The organism is Pseudoalteromonas sp. ECSMB14103 (assembly GCF_000813065.1).
Classification (GTDB): Bacteria; Pseudomonadota; Gammaproteobacteria; order Enterobacterales; family Alteromonadaceae; genus Pseudoalteromonas; species Pseudoalteromonas marina.
Map to the genome: position 1 here is coordinate 640,364 of NZ_JWGY01000001.1, position 16,061 is coordinate 656,424.

The 16,061-nt window shown below is 41.1% G+C and carries 17 protein-coding genes; 16 read left to right on the plus strand and 1 reads right to left on the minus strand.

Features of this window, described 5'->3' with window-relative positions; all coding sequences use genetic code 11:
- Nucleotides 1-90: 90 nt before the first annotated feature.
- Nucleotides 91-687: a DNA-3-methyladenine glycosylase I gene (locus RF53_RS02910; protein WP_039036585.1), complete on the minus strand. Its 597-nt coding sequence runs from the start codon at nt 685-687 to the stop codon at nt 91-93.
- A 131-nt stretch (nt 688-818) separates the two neighbouring features.
- Between RF53_RS02910 and RF53_RS02915 the strand changes: the two genes are divergently transcribed.
- The 16 genes from RF53_RS02915 to fliR all read left to right on the plus strand — a co-directional run bounded on the left by RF53_RS02915 (nt 819) and on the right by fliR (nt 16,059).
- Nucleotides 819-1,931, plus strand: a complete 1,113-nt coding sequence (locus tag RF53_RS02915; RefSeq protein ID WP_039036586.1) for a sensor histidine kinase — start codon at nt 819-821, stop codon at nt 1,929-1,931.
- On the plus strand, nt 1,928-3,394 hold the full coding sequence (locus RF53_RS02920; RefSeq protein ID WP_039036587.1) for a sigma-54-dependent transcriptional regulator: 1,467 nt from the start codon (nt 1,928-1,930) through the stop codon (nt 3,392-3,394). The genes RF53_RS02915 and RF53_RS02920 overlap by 4 nt, the downstream gene beginning before the upstream one ends.
- Nucleotides 3,395-3,551: 157 nt before the next feature.
- A complete protein-coding gene (gene fliE / locus RF53_RS02925) occupies nt 3,552-3,884 on the plus strand; it encodes a flagellar hook-basal body complex protein FliE (RefSeq protein ID WP_008132633.1) in 333 nt (110 codons plus the stop codon).
- Between the two features lie 20 nt (nt 3,885-3,904).
- Nucleotides 3,905-5,620 (plus strand): flagellar basal-body MS-ring/collar protein FliF, encoded by a 1,716-nt coding sequence (fliF, locus tag RF53_RS02930; RefSeq protein WP_008132632.1) that lies wholly within the window; start codon nt 3,905-3,907, stop codon nt 5,618-5,620.
- A complete protein-coding gene (gene fliG / locus RF53_RS02935) occupies nt 5,613-6,659 on the plus strand; it encodes a flagellar motor switch protein FliG (RefSeq protein WP_006792737.1) in 1,047 nt (348 codons plus the stop codon). Before fliF ends, fliG begins: the two co-directional genes overlap by 8 nt.
- A gap of 3 nt (nt 6,660-6,662) precedes the next feature.
- A complete protein-coding gene (fliH, locus tag RF53_RS02940; protein ID WP_039036588.1) occupies nt 6,663-7,469 on the plus strand; it encodes a flagellar assembly protein FliH in 807 nt (268 codons plus the stop codon).
- Nucleotides 7,470-7,487: 18 nt separating this feature from the next.
- Nucleotides 7,488-8,822, plus strand: a complete 1,335-nt coding sequence (fliI, locus tag RF53_RS02945; protein WP_039036589.1) for a flagellar protein export ATPase FliI — start codon at nt 7,488-7,490, stop codon at nt 8,820-8,822.
- A complete protein-coding gene (gene fliJ / locus RF53_RS02950; protein ID WP_006792740.1) occupies nt 8,822-9,268 on the plus strand; it encodes a flagellar export protein FliJ in 447 nt (148 codons plus the stop codon). Before fliI ends, fliJ begins: the two co-directional genes overlap by 1 nt.
- A 95-nt stretch (nt 9,269-9,363) precedes the next feature.
- A complete protein-coding gene (locus RF53_RS02955) occupies nt 9,364-11,736 on the plus strand; it encodes a flagellar hook-length control protein FliK (RefSeq protein ID WP_039036800.1) in 2,373 nt (790 codons plus the stop codon).
- Nucleotides 11,737-11,793: 57 nt separating this feature from the next.
- Nucleotides 11,794-12,321 (plus strand): flagellar basal body-associated protein FliL, encoded by a 528-nt coding sequence (gene fliL, locus RF53_RS02960; protein WP_008132626.1) that lies wholly within the window; start codon nt 11,794-11,796, stop codon nt 12,319-12,321.
- A 9-nt stretch (nt 12,322-12,330) separates the two neighbouring features.
- A complete protein-coding gene (gene fliM / locus RF53_RS02965) occupies nt 12,331-13,422 on the plus strand; it encodes a flagellar motor switch protein FliM (protein WP_010555915.1) in 1,092 nt (363 codons plus the stop codon).
- 20 nt (nt 13,423-13,442) lie between these two features.
- Nucleotides 13,443-13,841 carry a flagellar motor switch protein FliN gene (gene fliN / locus RF53_RS02970; protein WP_006792745.1) on the plus strand — a complete coding sequence of 133 codons (399 nt, stop codon included), beginning with the start codon at nt 13,443-13,445 and terminating at the stop codon, nt 13,839-13,841.
- Entirely contained in the window at nt 13,838-14,221 is a 384-nt protein-coding gene (gene fliO, locus RF53_RS02975; RefSeq protein ID WP_039036590.1) for a flagellar biosynthetic protein FliO, read from the plus strand. The genes fliN and fliO overlap by 4 nt, the downstream gene beginning before the upstream one ends.
- A gap of 4 nt (nt 14,222-14,225) precedes the next feature.
- Nucleotides 14,226-14,966, plus strand: a complete 741-nt coding sequence (gene fliP / locus RF53_RS02980; protein ID WP_006792747.1) for a flagellar type III secretion system pore protein FliP — start codon at nt 14,226-14,228, stop codon at nt 14,964-14,966.
- Between the two features lie 40 nt (nt 14,967-15,006).
- On the plus strand, nt 15,007-15,276 hold the full coding sequence (locus RF53_RS02985; RefSeq protein WP_006792748.1) for a flagellar biosynthetic protein FliQ: 270 nt from the start codon (nt 15,007-15,009) through the stop codon (nt 15,274-15,276).
- Nucleotides 15,277-15,279: 3 nt separating this feature from the next.
- Entirely contained in the window at nt 15,280-16,059 is a 780-nt protein-coding gene (fliR, locus tag RF53_RS02990) for a flagellar biosynthetic protein FliR (RefSeq protein WP_006792749.1), read from the plus strand.
- Nucleotides 16,060-16,061: the final 2 nt, after the last annotated feature.

Below are 16,061 nucleotides of genomic sequence, written 5' to 3' on the forward strand. Positions count from 1 at the left end.
CAAGATAAACACAAACTTAAACCATGGCGGTAGACGCCGAGCTTGCTCGCGTGAAAAGCAAAGCTTTTAATTACCTACCTGTTTGGCTGCTTACTCACCACAAAAAGCCTGTATAATTTCATCTTTTCTAAAGCAGTCATTACTATGATCGTTAACCATACCGCAGGCCTGCATATGAGCGTATACCGTGGTAGGGCCTAAAAATTTAAAGCCGCGCTTTTTTAAATCCTTTGCGAAGGCTGTTGATTCTTTGGTGATTGCGGGCGTCTCTTCGGTATAATTTAAATTGTTTACGATCGGTTTGTTATCAACAAACTGCCATTGATACGCGCTAAAACTGCCAAATTCTTTTTGAATGTCTATAAATTGCTTGGCATTATTTATTGTGGCGTTAATTTTTAAACGGTTTCGTACGATCTTTTCATCAAGCATTAAACGCTCAACATCGTCTTGGGTAAACAACGCGACTTTATTTACATCAAAATTAGCAAATGCATTTTTATACCCTTGTCGTTTTTTTAAAATGGTATACCAACTTAAGCCTGCCTGAGCCGACTCTAGCGTTATAAATTCAAACAGTGTTTGATCATCGTAAACAGGGACGCCCCATTCTAAATCGTGATATAAAACGTAATCGGGTTTGGTGGCGTCTAACCAAGCACATCGGCATTTTATTTGTTCACTCATACATATTCCTTTTTATGCGCGTCATTTTTATGTCGCGCTATTATTATTGTAAGTTAATGAAAATAATATAAATAAATTTTGGTATACATTGTGCATTAAGCTCTATATCTATACAAATTCGAGATTTGATTATGGCCCTTGCGAGCGTGCTTAAACCACAGTTTATTTCTGCAAATCAGTATAACCCATGTTTACTTCAAGAGGAGTACATAGGTGAGTTAAGCGATCTGCGTCAGCAAGCAAGTTGGCTTTCACATTTAGTTGATACCATGCCCGCAGGTGTGGTTGTGCTTGATGGTAAAGGAATGATTGCAAAGGCCAACCAAATAGCCATTGATATGTTAGGCGAACCTTTAGAAGGTGAAAAGTGGTTTAGCGTTATTCAACGCTCTTTTAGACCGCATCAAGACGATGGTCACGAAGTATCACTTAAAGATGGCCGTTTAATTAAGCTTGATATAACAGCGTTAGCGCCCGAGCCGGGCCAGCTAATTTTAATGACCGATTTGAGTGAAACACGCCGTTTACAAAAGCGAGTTGCTCATATGCAGCGCCTAAGTGCTTTGGGTAAAATGGTGGCGTCGCTAGCACATCAGGTTCGAACCCCGCTTTCAGCGGCCATGCTCTATGCTGCTAATTTGGGCTCTAAGCGTTTACCCGAGGCATCTCGCGATAATTTTCAAAGCAAGTTAATGTCACGCTTAAGAGATTTAGAAACTCAAGTAAACGATATGCTACTTTTTGCCAAAAGTGGCGACCAGCAAGTTGTTGAGCAAGTGTCTATGCAGCAGCTACTCAGTGAGGTAAAAGCGGGTGCCGATGCTATGGTGACACTAAATGACAGTCATTTAGCTGTTAGTCTCCCAGAGCCAGATATTCAAATAACAGGCAATAAATCAGCCATAGCCAGCGCAATTCAAAATTTAATCCATAACAGTATTCAAGTCATTGGTGCTGGCGCTGAAGTAAAATTAAGTGCTGCGACTGACGAGCAAAATCCAGATTTTGTTCGTATCAGCGTATCCGATAACGGTCCAGGTGTTGATTTAACTCAAGCAGAAAAAATATTTGAACCATTTTATACCACTAAAAGCCAAGGCACAGGGTTAGGGCTTGCTGTTGTGAGTTCGGTTGCAAACGCTCATCAGGGGCGTGTTGACGTGACTAATAATAAAGGCGGTGGAGCATGCTTTAGTTTGCTTTTACCTATTCGCACCGCATCTAAATTAGAGGAATCATTATGAGTAACACTATTTTAGTTGTCGAAGATGATGCAGGGCTTCGCGAAGCCTTAATTGACACACTCGAAATGTCGGGGATTGAATGTATTGCGGCTAATTGTGCAGAGCAAGCCATGTTATTGCTGAAAAAAGAGCAATTTTCGCTGGTGGTGAGTGATGTACAAATGGGCACTATGAGTGGGCTTGATTTACTACGTAGTATTAAGCTTAACCACCCTGAATTGCCTGTTTTAATGATGACGGCGTACGCTACCATTGACGATGCTGTTGAAGCGATGCGCTTGGGCGCTATTGATTACATGGCAAAGCCGTTTGCACCTGAAGTTTTACTCAATATGGTAAGTCGATACTTACCTGAAAAAGCAAAAGAGACCGACGGACCCATTGTTGCCGATCCCAGCAGTATTCAACTTTTAGAGTTAGCAAGTAAAGTTGCACGCTCTGATGCGAGCGTTATGGTGCTAGGCCCAAGTGGTTCAGGTAAGGAAGTGCTTGCACGGTATATTCATGATAAATCGAACCGATGCGATGCGCCGTTTGTTGCGATTAACTGTGCAGCAATTCCTGAAAATATGCTTGAAGCAACCTTATTTGGGTATGAAAAAGGCGCGTTTACAGGCGCAATTCAAGCGTGTCCTGGTAAGTTTGAGCAAGCGCAAGGCGGTACTATATTGCTTGACGAAATAACAGAAATGGATCTAGGGCTGCAAGCTAAACTACTTCGTGTGTTGCAAGAGCGCGAAGTAGAACGCTTAGGTGGAAGAAAAACAATCCAGTTAGACGTACGTATACTTGCAACAAGTAACCGCGATTTGAAAGAAGCGGTTACCGAAAACCAATTTAGAGAGGATTTATACTACAGGCTTAATGTGTTTCCTTTGATGTGGCGACCACTTTGTCAGCGACCAGGAGATATCCTTGTATTGGCTAAGCATTTAATTGAGCGCCACTTAAACAAAAGTAAAGAGCCTATGGCTTATCTTGATAGTGCCGCAGAGAAAAAATTACTTGCTCATTCATGGCCTGGTAATGTGCGTGAGCTTGATAACGTAATACAACGTGCGTTAATACTTAGGACTGGGGATACTCTAAACGAGCATGCTATTTTCATTGAAAACATAGCGGCGACAGATTTTGTAATGGAGCCTGCATCTGTCAGCGCGCAAAATACTAGTCAGCAGCAAGTAAATGCTACTAATAGAGATATTGACCAAGGCGCTATGAGTTCAGCGTATTATGACGAACAGTCATCTCCAGCCGAGCCAACAAAACAAGACTTATTGGCTGTTGATACGGGAAGTTATAAGGATGAGCTAAAAGATAAAGAGCATCGCATTATTTTAGAAACGTTAGCAAGATGCCAAGGTAAGCGAAAAGATGTTGCTGAAACGTTAGGTATAAGCCCTCGTACTTTACGTTATAAACTAGCGCAGATGCGCGACTTAGGTATTTCACTCCCCGCATAACATCATTTTTAGCCCTAAATTTCCCCTTTGAATTTAGGGCTGTCAAAACTCTGACTTGTAAAATTTCTCACAACTCATTGAAATTGTTAATTTAATTTTTTGGCATGCTTTGTGCTTTATTCATGTTAAGAGTTAACTGCATTGTCAGAGACAAATTATGAAAATTCAAAACAGCGCTGTATTTCAAGAAATGCAATCTATGGCTTTAGAAGCTGGCCGTAATAATCAAATCGAAAGATTGCCAGTAAAAACACAAGCCTCATCAACCGCTCAATTTGGCGATATGCTATCGGATGCAATTAATACTGTGCACGGTTTGCAGCAAGACGCTAAACAAAAAGTAGTGGCAGTAGAAACGGGCGACAGAAGTGTGTCTTTGGCCGAAGCGATGATTGCTTCTCAAAAGTCGTCAGTTGCATTTGAAGCGACAGTGCAGGTTCGTAACAAACTTGTCGAAGCTTACAAAGAAATCATGAACATGCCTGTTTAACTAGGTAGTGGAGAATTATTGTGGCGCAATCTAATCAATCAACCGATCTGGCTCTTGCTACTGGTGAAATGGACCAAAGCGACAGCGACGATCAACAAGAACAGAAATCAGGCTACTTAAGTTCGCTAAATGGCGTTGATTTATTGCGCCAAGTAACTTTAGTTATTGCTTTAGGCATTTGTTTAGCGATTGCTATATTTATTATTATTTGGGCACGTCAGCCAGATATGCGCCCACTTGGTAAAATGCAGACAGAAGAGCTTATTGAAACGCTCGACTTTTTAGATGCACAAAAAATTGAATACCAAGTAGATGGAAATGTAGTGCTCGTCCCTGAAACTGAGTACCAAAATATTAAACTTTTAATGACTCGTGAAGGGCTAGAGCAAGGCCCTACATCGGGTTCAGATATTATCATGCAAGACATGGGGTTTGGTGTAAGTCAGCGTTTAGAACGTGAACGCTTAAAGCATGGCCGAGAACAACAGTTAGCGCGCACAATTGAAGAGCTCAATAATATTACGCGTGCACGTGTATTGCTTGCCATTCCAAAAGAAAATGTATTTGCGCGCAGAGAGAAAAAGCCTTCAGCAACTGTTGTACTTACTCTTAAGCGTGGGCGTTCGCTAGATAGCGAAGAGGTCGACTCAGTGGTTGATATGGTTGCATCGGCTGTACAAGGTTTAGAGCCGGCTCGTGTAACAGTAACGGATCAAAATGGTCGCTTACTAAATTCAGGCTCGCAAACATCGCTTGCTGCACGTTCACGCAAAGAGTACGACATAGAGCGTAAGCGTGAACAAGAATATCTTGAAAAAATAGACAGTATTTTAATACCTGTTGTAGGGCTTGCAAACTACACTGCACAAGTTGATTTAAGTATGGACTTTAGTGCTGTTGAGGAGACGCAAAAACGCTACAACCCAGATTTACCAGCAGTAAGAAGCGAAACAACATTCGAAGAAAATAATATAGGTGGTTTAGCGGTAGGTATACCTGGTGCACTGACGAATCAGCCTCCAGTAAACTCTAATATCCCTGAAGTAGCAGGACAAGGTGGCGCAGGTAGTGCAACTTCACCATCAAGAACGCATAAAGAAGCGACGCGTAACTATGAGTTAGATACAACTATCTCACATAAGCGCCAGCAAACAGGTGTGATACGCAGAATAAGCGTGTCGGTGGCCGTTGACTACATTCCAAAAGTAGGTGAAAACGGTGAAACCACAATGACACCGCGCTCAGTGGAAGAACTGTCAAATATTCGTCGTTTGTTACAAGGTGGCGTTGGTTTTGACATGCAGCGTGGTGATGCACTTGAAGTGGTAACGGTTCCGTTTGTTCGCGAAGCAACTGATTTTGATATTAGCGTGCCGCTTTGGGAGCAGGATTGGTTTATGAAAATAATCCGCTTGGTACTGGGTGCATTAGTTATTATTGTACTCATAATGGCGGTAGTTAAACCGATGCTTAAACGCTTAATTTACCCAGACGATACACTTGAAGAATATGACGAAGATGCGTTAAGTGCAGGCGTAGACATTGGCGATAGCACGTTGGATATGCTAAACAAAGACTTTGATTCTGCTTCAATTGGTTTCTCAAGCGATGGTACACTGCAGTTACCAGATTTACATGGCGACGAAGACTTACTCAAAGCAATTCGTGCTCTTGTAGCCAATGAACCAGAACTATCATCACAAGTAGTGAAAGCGTGGTTAACAGAAGATGACTGATCAAGATCAAGAACAAAAACAACTTCCAGCAGCGTTTGATGTTGATAAGCTAGACGGTGTAGATAAAGCCGCTATTTTATTACTGAGCTTATCAGAGGAAGATGCAGCCCAAATACTTAAGCACTTGGAGCCTAAACAAGTTCAAAAAGTCGGAATGGCAATGGCTGCGTTAGACGACCTGTCACAGGCTAAAATAAGTGCGGTTCACAACTTATTTATTGAGCAAATTCAAAGTTTTAGTACTATAGGGTTTCAGTCGGAAGACTTTATTAAAAAGGCGCTTACTGCTGCATTGGGTGAAGATAAAGCGGCCAGCCTTATTGACCAAATTGTTATGGGGTCTGGGGCTAAAGGCCTTGATTCTCTCAAATGGATGGACTCTAAGCAGGTGGCGAATATTATTCGTAATGAACACCCCCAAATACAAACGATTGTATTGTCTTACTTAGAGCCTGAGCAGTCCGCAGAAATTATTGCGCAGTTCCCAGAGAAAGTACGTCTTGATTTAACCATGCGAATCGCTAACCTTGAAGAAGTGCAACCAGCTGCACTGCAAGAACTTAACGAAATTATGGAAAAACAATTTGCCGGACAAGCAGGAGCACAAGCTGCGAAAATGGGTGGCTTAAAAGCCGCGGCAGACATTATGAACTACCTAGATACAAACGTAGAAGGGCAGCTAATGGATTCTATTCGTGAACATGACGAAGAGATGTCTCAGCAAATTCAGGATCTTATGTTTGTATTTGAAAACTTAATGGATGTGGATGACCGGGGTATTCAAGCCATTCTACGAGAAGTACAACAAGATGTATTAATGAAAGCAATCAAAGGTGCAGACGACGGTCTGAAAGACAAAATACTGGGTAATATGTCTAAGCGTGCTGCCGATATGCTGGCTGATGATTTAGAAGCAATGGCGCCTGTACGTATTAGCGAAGTTGAAGCTGCCCAAAAAGAAATTCTATCAACGGCACGTCGTTTATCTGATTCGGGTGAAATTCAGTTAGGCGGTGGTGGTGGTGAGGAGTTCTTGTAAGCCATGAGCAAACTCAAAGGGCGTCCACTTCGAGCTGAAGAAGCTGATGAATTATTAAAACATTGGGCGATTCCCGATGTAGCACCTAACGAAAAAAGCTTTGGTAACCGCTCAACAGCGTATGGCACCCCATTGGGCGAGCTTTATAAAAAAGAGCTTGCCGAAGAAATGCCCGCTGATGAACCCGAAGAGCCCGAGCTGCCAAAGCTTACTATGGTTGAGCTTGAACGCATTAGACAAGATGCTTATGAAGAAGGCCTTAAACAAGGCCATGAACAAGGCTACATTGACGGCTTTGAAAAAGGCGTTAGTGAGGGAAAAGAAGCTGGTTATAAAGAGGGGCTAGAGCTCGGTAAAACTCAAGGCCAAGAAGATATAAAACCGATTATTGAAGAGCAACTAATTAGCCTTAAAGGTATTTTAGAAGCACTTAATTCACCGCTAAAAAAAGTGGATGAACAAGCCGAGTTGCAACTTATTCAATTAGCTAGCATGTTGGCTGAAGCAGTTATATACCAAGAAGTACAAACATCGCCAGATGTTATTTTACATACATTAAAACACAGTATTGATTCGTTAAATGCGCAACAAGAAAAAGTAAAAGTGCATCTAAACCCAACCGATCTAGACATTATAAAAGATAGCTATGGCGAGCAAACTATAGCAGACAATAACTGGCAATTAGTTCCCGAACCCACGCTTGAAAGAGGTGGATGTGAGGTGAAAACCGCGCAATCCTCGCTCGATATGACGTTAAAAACACGCGTCAAAGAAACGTTGGATAGCTTTTTGCATAATAGTAATATCTAAATATTTTTTAGGCGTACTATGTCTGTGCAAATTGCTTCTTTGAGCGAACGCTTGTCGCAATATCAACAAAACATTAAGCCCTATACACCTGCAGTGGCGGGTATTTTAACGCGTGTTGTTGGCCTTACCTTAGAGGCAAAAGGTCTGCGGGCGCCTGTTGGTAGTCAATGTAAAATTGAAACCATGAATGGTTTTGTTGACGCAGAAATTGTTGGTTTTAACGACCAAACCTTATACTTAATGCCTAATGATCATATTTCCGGCGTACTGCCAGGTGCTCGAGTAATACCTCAAGTAAATAATTTGGGGTTACCTGTAGGAATGAGCCTACTAGGGCGTGTAGTTGACGGCTTAGGCCGTCCACTCGACGGACTTGGTAAAATAAACGCAGAACATTTTTTAAAGTTTGCCCAAAATACAATTAACCCTTTAGCCAGACGTCCGATCAGCCAGCCAATGGACGTGGGGGTGCGGGCTATTAATTCAGTGATCACCGTAGGGCAAGGTCAGCGTATGGGCTTATTTGCAGGCTCTGGTGTAGGTAAGTCTGTACTGCTAGGAATGATGACAAGAGGCAGCGAAGCCGATGTCATTGTAGTTGGTTTGGTTGGTGAGCGTGGTCGTGAGGTCAAAGAGTTTATTGAAGAAATTCTTGGAGAAGAAGGGCGTAAACGTTCTGTTGTTGTTGCAGCACCCGCCGATTCATCGCCATTAATGCGTTTAAAAGGTTGCGAAAGTGCAGTGACCATTGCTGAATATTTTAGAGACCAAGGTTTAAATGTTTTACTGCTACTCGATTCAGTAACACGCTACGCAATGGCTCAGCGTGAAATTGCTTTAGCAGTTGGAGAACCTCCGGCAACAAAAGGATACCCACCATCGGTTTTTGCAAAGCTACCAGCCTTAGTTGAACGAGCTGGTAATGGGGGGGAAGGGCAAGGTGCTATAACAGCCTTTTTCACCGTGTTAAGTGAAGGCGATGATATGCAAGACCCAATAGCAGACGCTGCACGCGCCATACTAGACGGCCATATTGTACTTTCTCGTGAGTTAGCCGACAGCGGCCATTACCCAGCAATAGATATCGAAAAATCCATATCACGTGTTATGCCCCAAGTGGTTTCAGAGCCTCATATGCAACAAGCCCGAGTGCTTAAACAAGTGTATTCAATGTACCAACAAAATAAAGACATGATCACATTAGGCGCCTATCAAAAGGGCACTGACCCCATGCTCGACCAAGCTATAAACATGATGCCAAGAGTAAACGGGTTTTTACAGCAAGGTATGCGTGATGTAATAAGTTATGACGATGGGCTGCAAGGGCTTGCCCAATTATTAGGTCAAGGGTAATGGCTAAAAACAAATTTGACTTGCTGTTAAAACTTGAAAGCGACAAAGAAGAAAGTTTACGTATGAGTTATTTGCAAGCTAATCAAAACCTGCAAGCAAACCAGCAAAAACTTCAGGGTTTAAATGACTTTAGGCTTGAATACTCTCAACAGTTACATTTAAAAGGTCAATCAGGTTTATCAAGCGCTGGTTTTGGGCAGTATCATGCGTTTATAGCAAAAATTGAAGAGGCTATTCGGCAACAAGCAAGTACTGTAAATACGGCAAAGCAAGTTGTTTCACAGCGAAAAACGTTGTGGTTAAAACAGCAAATAAAGGCTAAAGCGGTGGCTAAATTGATTGAAAATCAAAAAATAAAAGCAGCAGCTGTGGTTGCTAAAAACGAGCAAAAAATGCTGGATGAGTTCACATCTAATCAATTTTTTCAGCGTCGCAAACTTTCTTAAGTTAGGCACGTTTATTGCTTTATTAATGGGTGGTATTTAATTTTGGGCAATGTGCGGTGACATGTTGCCGTAACCGTATTAGGTGACTTATGGCGATGAATGATATTTCTGTTTCAATTTCGGCTGATAAAGAGTCTTTTTTAGCATTTAAAGACAGTAGCTTAGCTGATTCTGCCGATGAATCAGGTACTGAATTTTTTACTCAGTTGCAAGATGCTCACACTACATTTGAGCCAATAAAAAAAGAGATTAATAAGCCTGAAACAGATACTTTATCTGCCGCCTCAGCAGATTCCTCATCAGTTACTAATGAAAAATTAAACAGTGATTCAGATGATGAAGACATTGCCCAAATAAATTTGTCTGGAAGCGATATTCTGGAGCAGATCAATTCATCTCAACTAATGAACACTGAGGTTACAAAGCCAAGTGAAAAAGTAAAAGATATAAACCTTGCAGATACATCAACAAATAAAACACCGCTTGTTATTGCTGATTTAAAAGAGAAACTGCCGGTTAAAGGCTATGTTGCTGTGCCAGCAAAAGATTTACCTGTTAAAGATGAAGTAGGTAAAATAATAAGACCACATGCAACACTTACTGATAACAACGCAAGCGGTGTGGCAAGTTTAGTCGATAATGTAGATATTAATGACTCGTCAAATTCACAAAGACAAAATAAAACGTCTCTTGCTCAGGCTGTTGAAGCAGAACTAAATATAAAATCGGATAAAGTTAAACACCCTGCAGAGGCGCAAAGTATAACTCAGGGCTTTGATACAAAAGATAATGGAGCAGATACTAAAAAAGGCATTTTTACGGATAAAATAACAGCTACACAAAGTTCAGTACTCTCTGACGTGAGTGTCAATTCTGATCAGACTATTTTAAAAACGGATGTTGATAAAATAGTTACTACTCAAAGCACAGTAGAGAATAGTGGTAAAGTTAACGTCAATACCATAGCTCAAAATACCATAGCTAAAAATACAGTTGCGGAACTAGCAGAAAATACGCTCACAGCAACTTCACCTAACTCAAACATAACTGAAACTGAAAAAGCAGACGCGATAAATACACTCATTGCTAAAGATGAAAATGCATTAATGTTACCCAACTCAAACATAACTGAAACTGAAAAAGCAGACGCGATAAATGCACTCATTGCTAAAGATGTAAATGCATTTAAAACAGATAAAGTATTAGCAAGCCTAACGCCTGAACAGCTAACAAAATTACAGACTGAAATTAAACCAGTGATGCTTGACGCATCAAGCAAAGCTGAAAAATTGACGGTTTTAAAGCAAATTCTTACCCAATTTATAACGGATAATAAACAGACACAAAGCACTGACGTTAAGTCGTCACCCAGTGAGCAGTTTAATACGCTTTCAGGGACAGAAAAGCAGGCACTACTGACTCAATTAAATGCCTTTATTAAAGCCGAGCAACCAAAAGGTGAACAGTTAGCGGCTATTAAGCAAGCGATTGGTGAGCTAAAAGTGTTGGTTGCGAAAGATGCGAATCAATCATCAGACACTAAATTTACGATATCGCAAAAAGCTGTAAATGACTCACAAAAATTGCCGCAAACAAATGAATCTCAAATAGACAAAGTGGTTACCTTACCGGTAAAAGGTGAAGAGATAACAAAACCAGTTACTTTTGTAGCTTCACAAACACCAAATACGGTAAACAGACTACAAAAAGTGAGTGTGAAATCAGGCTCTGAAAATAGCGCTGATCCAACTAAATTAGCAGCACAGCCTACTAGTGATGAAGAGCTTACAAAAGCGCTTGAGCAATTGCAAAAAGAGGGGCTAAAAAATACCACGGCTGAGCAGTCACCCGCTAAAGTTATGCAGGTGTTTAACCATATAACTAATGCTTTAAATACAACCCAAACCAGTGCCCAAAGCTATTATGATTCGGTTGATTATGAAATGGGCTTGTTGGATCAACAAACTATTCAAAATCAGCAGTTACAAAGTACAGCACAGACAAAGCAGGTAAGTATTGATCCTGGTGTGATGCAGGCGATTAATATAGTTAAAAGTGACGCGGCCAAGTTACTACAAGAGCGCGTTAGTTCAATGCTAAGCATTAATAACAAAGAGGCTGAAATTCGTCTGGATCCACCTGAGATGGGTAGCATGCAAATACGAGTTCGTAGCGATGCAGAACAAGCACAAATTAACTTTGTGGTACAAAACCAGCAGGCCAAAGAAGCACTCGAACAATCTATGCCTCGCTTACGCGAAATGTTAGCGCAACAGGGATTGGAACTTGGTGAAAGCACTATTTCATATGGCCAATCAGGTGGTGAAAATGCTGAGCAAAATGAATCGGGGGCGGGTGAGCAATTAGCCAAAAATGGAGTAGCAAATAGTGAAAGTGATGAGCCATCAAATAGCCCAGAACAAACTTCTGAGCAACAAACATCATCATCAATAGATTACTATGCCTAACTACTGCTATTATAATAACTAAAACAAACAAATACCTTTGCGATATAAGGAATCATGATGGCTGAAGAAACAAGTTTAGAAATAGAAGAAGCGCCGAAAAGTAAAAAAAAGCTGATAATTATTATTGCAGCAGTACTGCTCGTTGTAGGTGGTGCTGCGGGGTTCTTTTTAATGTCGGGCTCGGATGAGCCTGTTGAAACATTAGATGAAGAAACGACCCTTTCAGAAGAAGCGCCAGAAGCTTCTGGGTCATCTGCAGAAATAGGCAGTGCACTTTATGTTGCGATGCCAAGACCTTTTGTTTTTAACGTTCCGGGCTCGAGCCGAGATAGAATTGTACAAATTAAAGTACAACTTTTGGTACGTGGTGAGGTAAATGAAGAAACAGCTAAAAAGCATATTCCGCTGATTGAAGGTAAGTTACTCAGTGTATTTTCAACCACTACAGCTGACGAGCTTAGTACCAGTGCAGGTAAAGAAACACTGCGTTTTACTGCGCTAGAGACAGTGCAAACTGCCTTAAATGACGTTGAAGGCAGCAAAGTAATTGAGCGGGTATTATTTACCGGCTTTGTAATGCAATAAGGGGTTAGCGTGAGCGACTTATTATCCCAAGACGAAATTGATGCTCTATTACATGGTGTTGATGACGTTGAAGAGGAAGATATAAACGATGGTGAAGATGGCGGGGGAAGTACGCTTCAGTACGATTTTTCTTCGCAAGATCGAATCGTACGTGGTCGCATGCCGACGCTGGAAATTGTTAATGAGCGTTTTGCTCGCCATATGCGAATTAGCCTATTTAATATGATGCGCCGCACAGCGGAAGTGTCTATTAATGGCGTTCAAATGATAAAGTTTGGTGAGTATGTTCACACTTTATTTGTACCAACAAGCTTAAATATGGTGCGTTTCAGACCTTTAAAGGGTACCGGCCTGATCACCATGGAAGCACGGTTAGTATTCATTTTGGTGGATAACTTTTTTGGCGGTGATGGCCGTTACCACGCAAAAATTGAAGGCCGTGAATTTACCCCGACAGAACGCCGAATTGTGCAAATGTTGCTAAAAATAATCTTTGAAGATTATAAAGAGGCATGGGCACCGGTAATGGACGTGTCGTTTGAGTACCTCGATTCAGAGGTAAACCCCGCAATGGCTAATATTGTGAGCCCGACTGAAGTTGTGGTTATTAGCTCTTTTCATATTGAACTCGATGGTGGCGGCGGTGATTTTCATATTGCCTTGCCATATTCAATGCTCGAACCAATAAGGGAACTTTTGGATGCGGGTGTTCAGTCAGATACTGAAGATACCGACTTGCGTTGGAGTAAGGCATTACGAGATGAAATAATGGATGTTGAGGTTGACATGTCAACTCAGCTTTTAGAAGTTGACTTAACACTTCAACAAATAATGGAGCTTAAAGCAGGTGATATTATTCCTGTTGAAATGCCAGAGCATATAACTGTATTTGTAGAAGAGCTACCCACGTTTAGAGCTAAAATGGGCCGCTCTCGTGATAATGTTGCGTTGCAAATTAGCGAAAAAATTAAACGTCCTGATTCAGTTAAATCTGAGCTGCATGTATTTACCAAAGGCGGCAAGAAAATTGACTCAGATGCAGAGTTAGCAGAATTAGAAGAAGATTTACACCTTTCAGACGGTGTAGACTTAGACTGGTAATTGATTAAAAGGTTAAACGTATGAGCGATGATCAAGACACAATGGACGAATGGGCAGCCGCACTTGCTGAGGCTGAAGGCGGTGATGATGCTGGCGAAGCGCAAGTTGCCGAACTTGATGAATTAAGTGATGAAAAAAGCGAAATAACAGGCGAAGAAAAGCGCAAGCTCGATACTATTTTAGATATCCCAGTGACCATATCGATGGAAGTTGGACGCTCAAAAATTAATATTCGTAATTTGCTACAACTTAACCAAGGCTCTGTAGTTGAGCTTGATCGTGTTGCTGGTGAGCCATTAGATGTATTGGTTAATGGTACCTTAATTGCTCACGGTGAAGTGGTGGTGGTAAATGATAAGTTTGGTATTCGCCTAACGGATGTTATCAGCCAAGTAGAGCGGATCAAAAAGTTACGATGAGTGCCTTTTTTGCGCTAACAGCGTCTGTATTTACAAAAACAGAGTCAGTTACGCCTACGGGCGATTTAATTTCTATGGTGCTTTCGCTTGTTGTGGTGCTAGTGCTCATTGTTGTTCTGGCTATTTTTGTAAAGAAACTTAATCCTAATTTGGCAAACAGTGATGAATTTAAAGTGGTTCGAAGTCTTCCCTTAGGCTCACGCGAACGCTTAATGGTGGTAGAAATTGATAATGCGCAGCATTTATTAGGCGTCACGCCGCACAGTATTAATTACCTTCATAAATTAGAATCACCACTGAGTGAAAAAGAAATCCCAGAACTTGCTAAGCAATTTAGTAAACTGTTAAACCCCAAATCGAAACAAAATAAAAAGAACTGAACCTATGACTAAGTGGCTGCTAATTATTTTTGCCATTGTGTTTGTTCCAAGCGTAAGTGCCGAAGGTATTGATGCGCTTACTATCACAACAAACGCAGATGGCACACAAGATTACTCGGTGACATTGCAAGTTTTAGCCATTATGACGGCGCTGAGTTTTATTCCGGCAGCCATAATCATGATGACGTCTTTTACACGTATTATTGTTGTACTCGCAATTTTACGCCAAGCAATTGGTTTGCAGCAAACGCCCTCTAATCAAGTACTGTTGGGCATGTCTTTATTTTTAAGTATTTTTATCATGGCGCCTATTTATCAAAAGGTTAATGACGTAGCCATAGAGCCTTATTTAAATGAGCAAGTTACGTCGGTACAAGCATTGGAGCTTGCAAAAGAGCCAATGAAAGCATTTATGCTCTCGCAGGTTCGTTTAAAAGACTTAGAAACATTTGCCAAAATAGCAGGCTACGACAAGCTAGAGTCACCTGAAGAAACTCCGCTTATAGTTCTTATACCCGCATTTGTAACAAGCGAACTGCAAACTGCGTTCATCATAGGATTCATGTTTTTTATACCTTTTTTAATCGTCGACTTAGTTGTTGCGTCTGTACTCATGGCTATGGGTATGATGATGCTCTCCCCTATGATTGTTTCCTTACCCTTTAAAATAATGCTGTTTGTACTTGTTGATGGCTGGAGCTTAGTGATGGGAACCCTCGCCAAAAGCTTTGGTTTAGGCACATAGTATGTATTTTTTGAATGTAACTGAAAGATAGGATTACAGCATGGAACCAGAAATTTTTGTTGATATTCTTAGCGATGCACTGTTTTTAGTTATTAAGTTAGTATCGGCTATTGTTGTTCCAGGTTTAATTATTGGCCTAGTGGTGGCGGTGTTTCAAGCCGCTACGTCTATCAATGAACAAACGTTGAGTTTTTTACCGCGTTTGCTAATTACTATAAGTGCATTAATTGTTGGTGGTCACTGGTTTACACAAGAACTTATGGACTTTTTTACCCGGTTGGTGTTGCTCATTCCCGAAATTGCAGGTTAGCAAGTGGAGTACCCGTTTTCAGTTGTCATTCAATGGTTGAGCGACTTTTTACTACCTTTGGTACGTATTAGTTCCATGATTATGATAATGGCGGGGTTAGGCGCTAAAAATGTGCCAACACGTATAAAGCTGGGTTTATCAGTGGTCGTGACTCTGTTGGTTGTGCCTGTTCTTCCTCCAGCTACATTTACTAACTTGTTTTCGTTTGAAATGATTTTAGTGGTCATACAGCAAATGCTTATTGGAATAGCGATTGGCTTTGCTTCTACCTTGTTACTCAATACCTTCGTTTTGGCAGGTCAGATACTTGCTATGCAAACCGGTTTAGGTTTTGCCTCTGTCATTGACCCCTCAAATGGGGCCAGCGTTCCGGCTGTTGGTCAGTTTTTTCTTATTTTAGCAACACTATTATTTTTTGTATTCAATGGCCATTTAATGATGATACAGATGGTTGTACATAGTTTTGAAGTACTGCCAATTGATGGTAATTGGTGGTCAGTAGATCATTACTGGGATATTGTAACGTGGGGCGGTTGGATGTTTACAACAGCTTTAGTGCTCTCACTTGCACCATTGACGGCAATGCTAGTTATTAATATTTCATTTGGTATTATGACCCGTGCGGCGCCTCAGCTAAATATTTTTGCTATTGGTTTTCCATTCACCCTTGTTGCAGGGCTTGTCATTATTTGGGCAACACTGGGCAACTTCATCCTGCAATTTGAATTCCAGTGGCTTAAAATGATCGAACTAATGTGTACCTTAGTTGGTTGTTCACCTTAGGA

Bases quoted from the DNA above. Each gene is read 5' to 3' on its own strand.
- RF53_RS02920 (WP_039036587.1), top strand. From the start codon at position 1,928: ATGAGTAACACTATTTTAGTTGTCGAAGATGATGCAGGGCTTCGCGAA.
- RF53_RS02955 (WP_039036800.1), top strand. From the start codon at position 9,364: ATGAATGATATTTCTGTTTCAATTTCGGCTGATAAAGAGTCTTTTTTA.
- fliL (WP_008132626.1), top strand. From the start codon at position 11,794: ATGGCTGAAGAAACAAGTTTAGAAATAGAAGAAGCGCCGAAAAGTAAA.
- RF53_RS02985 (WP_006792748.1), top strand. From the start codon at position 15,007: ATGGAACCAGAAATTTTTGTTGATATTCTTAGCGATGCACTGTTTTTA.
- fliE (WP_008132633.1), top strand. From the start codon at position 3,552: ATGAAAATTCAAAACAGCGCTGTATTTCAAGAAATGCAATCTATGGCT.
- fliO (WP_039036590.1), top strand. From the start codon at position 13,838: ATGAGTGCCTTTTTTGCGCTAACAGCGTCTGTATTTACAAAAACAGAG.
- fliN (WP_006792745.1), top strand. From the start codon at position 13,443: ATGAGCGATGATCAAGACACAATGGACGAATGGGCAGCCGCACTTGCT.
- fliH (WP_039036588.1), top strand. From the start codon at position 6,663: ATGAGCAAACTCAAAGGGCGTCCACTTCGAGCTGAAGAAGCTGATGAA.
- RF53_RS02910 (WP_039036585.1), bottom strand. From the start codon at position 687: ATGAGTGAACAAATAAAATGCCGATGTGCTTGGTTAGACGCCACCAAA.
- fliG (WP_006792737.1), top strand. From the start codon at position 5,613: ATGACTGATCAAGATCAAGAACAAAAACAACTTCCAGCAGCGTTTGAT.
- fliP (WP_006792747.1), top strand. From the start codon at position 14,226: ATGACTAAGTGGCTGCTAATTATTTTTGCCATTGTGTTTGTTCCAAGC.
- fliI (WP_039036589.1), top strand. From the start codon at position 7,488: ATGTCTGTGCAAATTGCTTCTTTGAGCGAACGCTTGTCGCAATATCAA.
- fliJ (WP_006792740.1), top strand. From the start codon at position 8,822: ATGGCTAAAAACAAATTTGACTTGCTGTTAAAACTTGAAAGCGACAAA.
- RF53_RS02915 (WP_039036586.1), top strand. From the start codon at position 819: ATGGCCCTTGCGAGCGTGCTTAAACCACAGTTTATTTCTGCAAATCAG.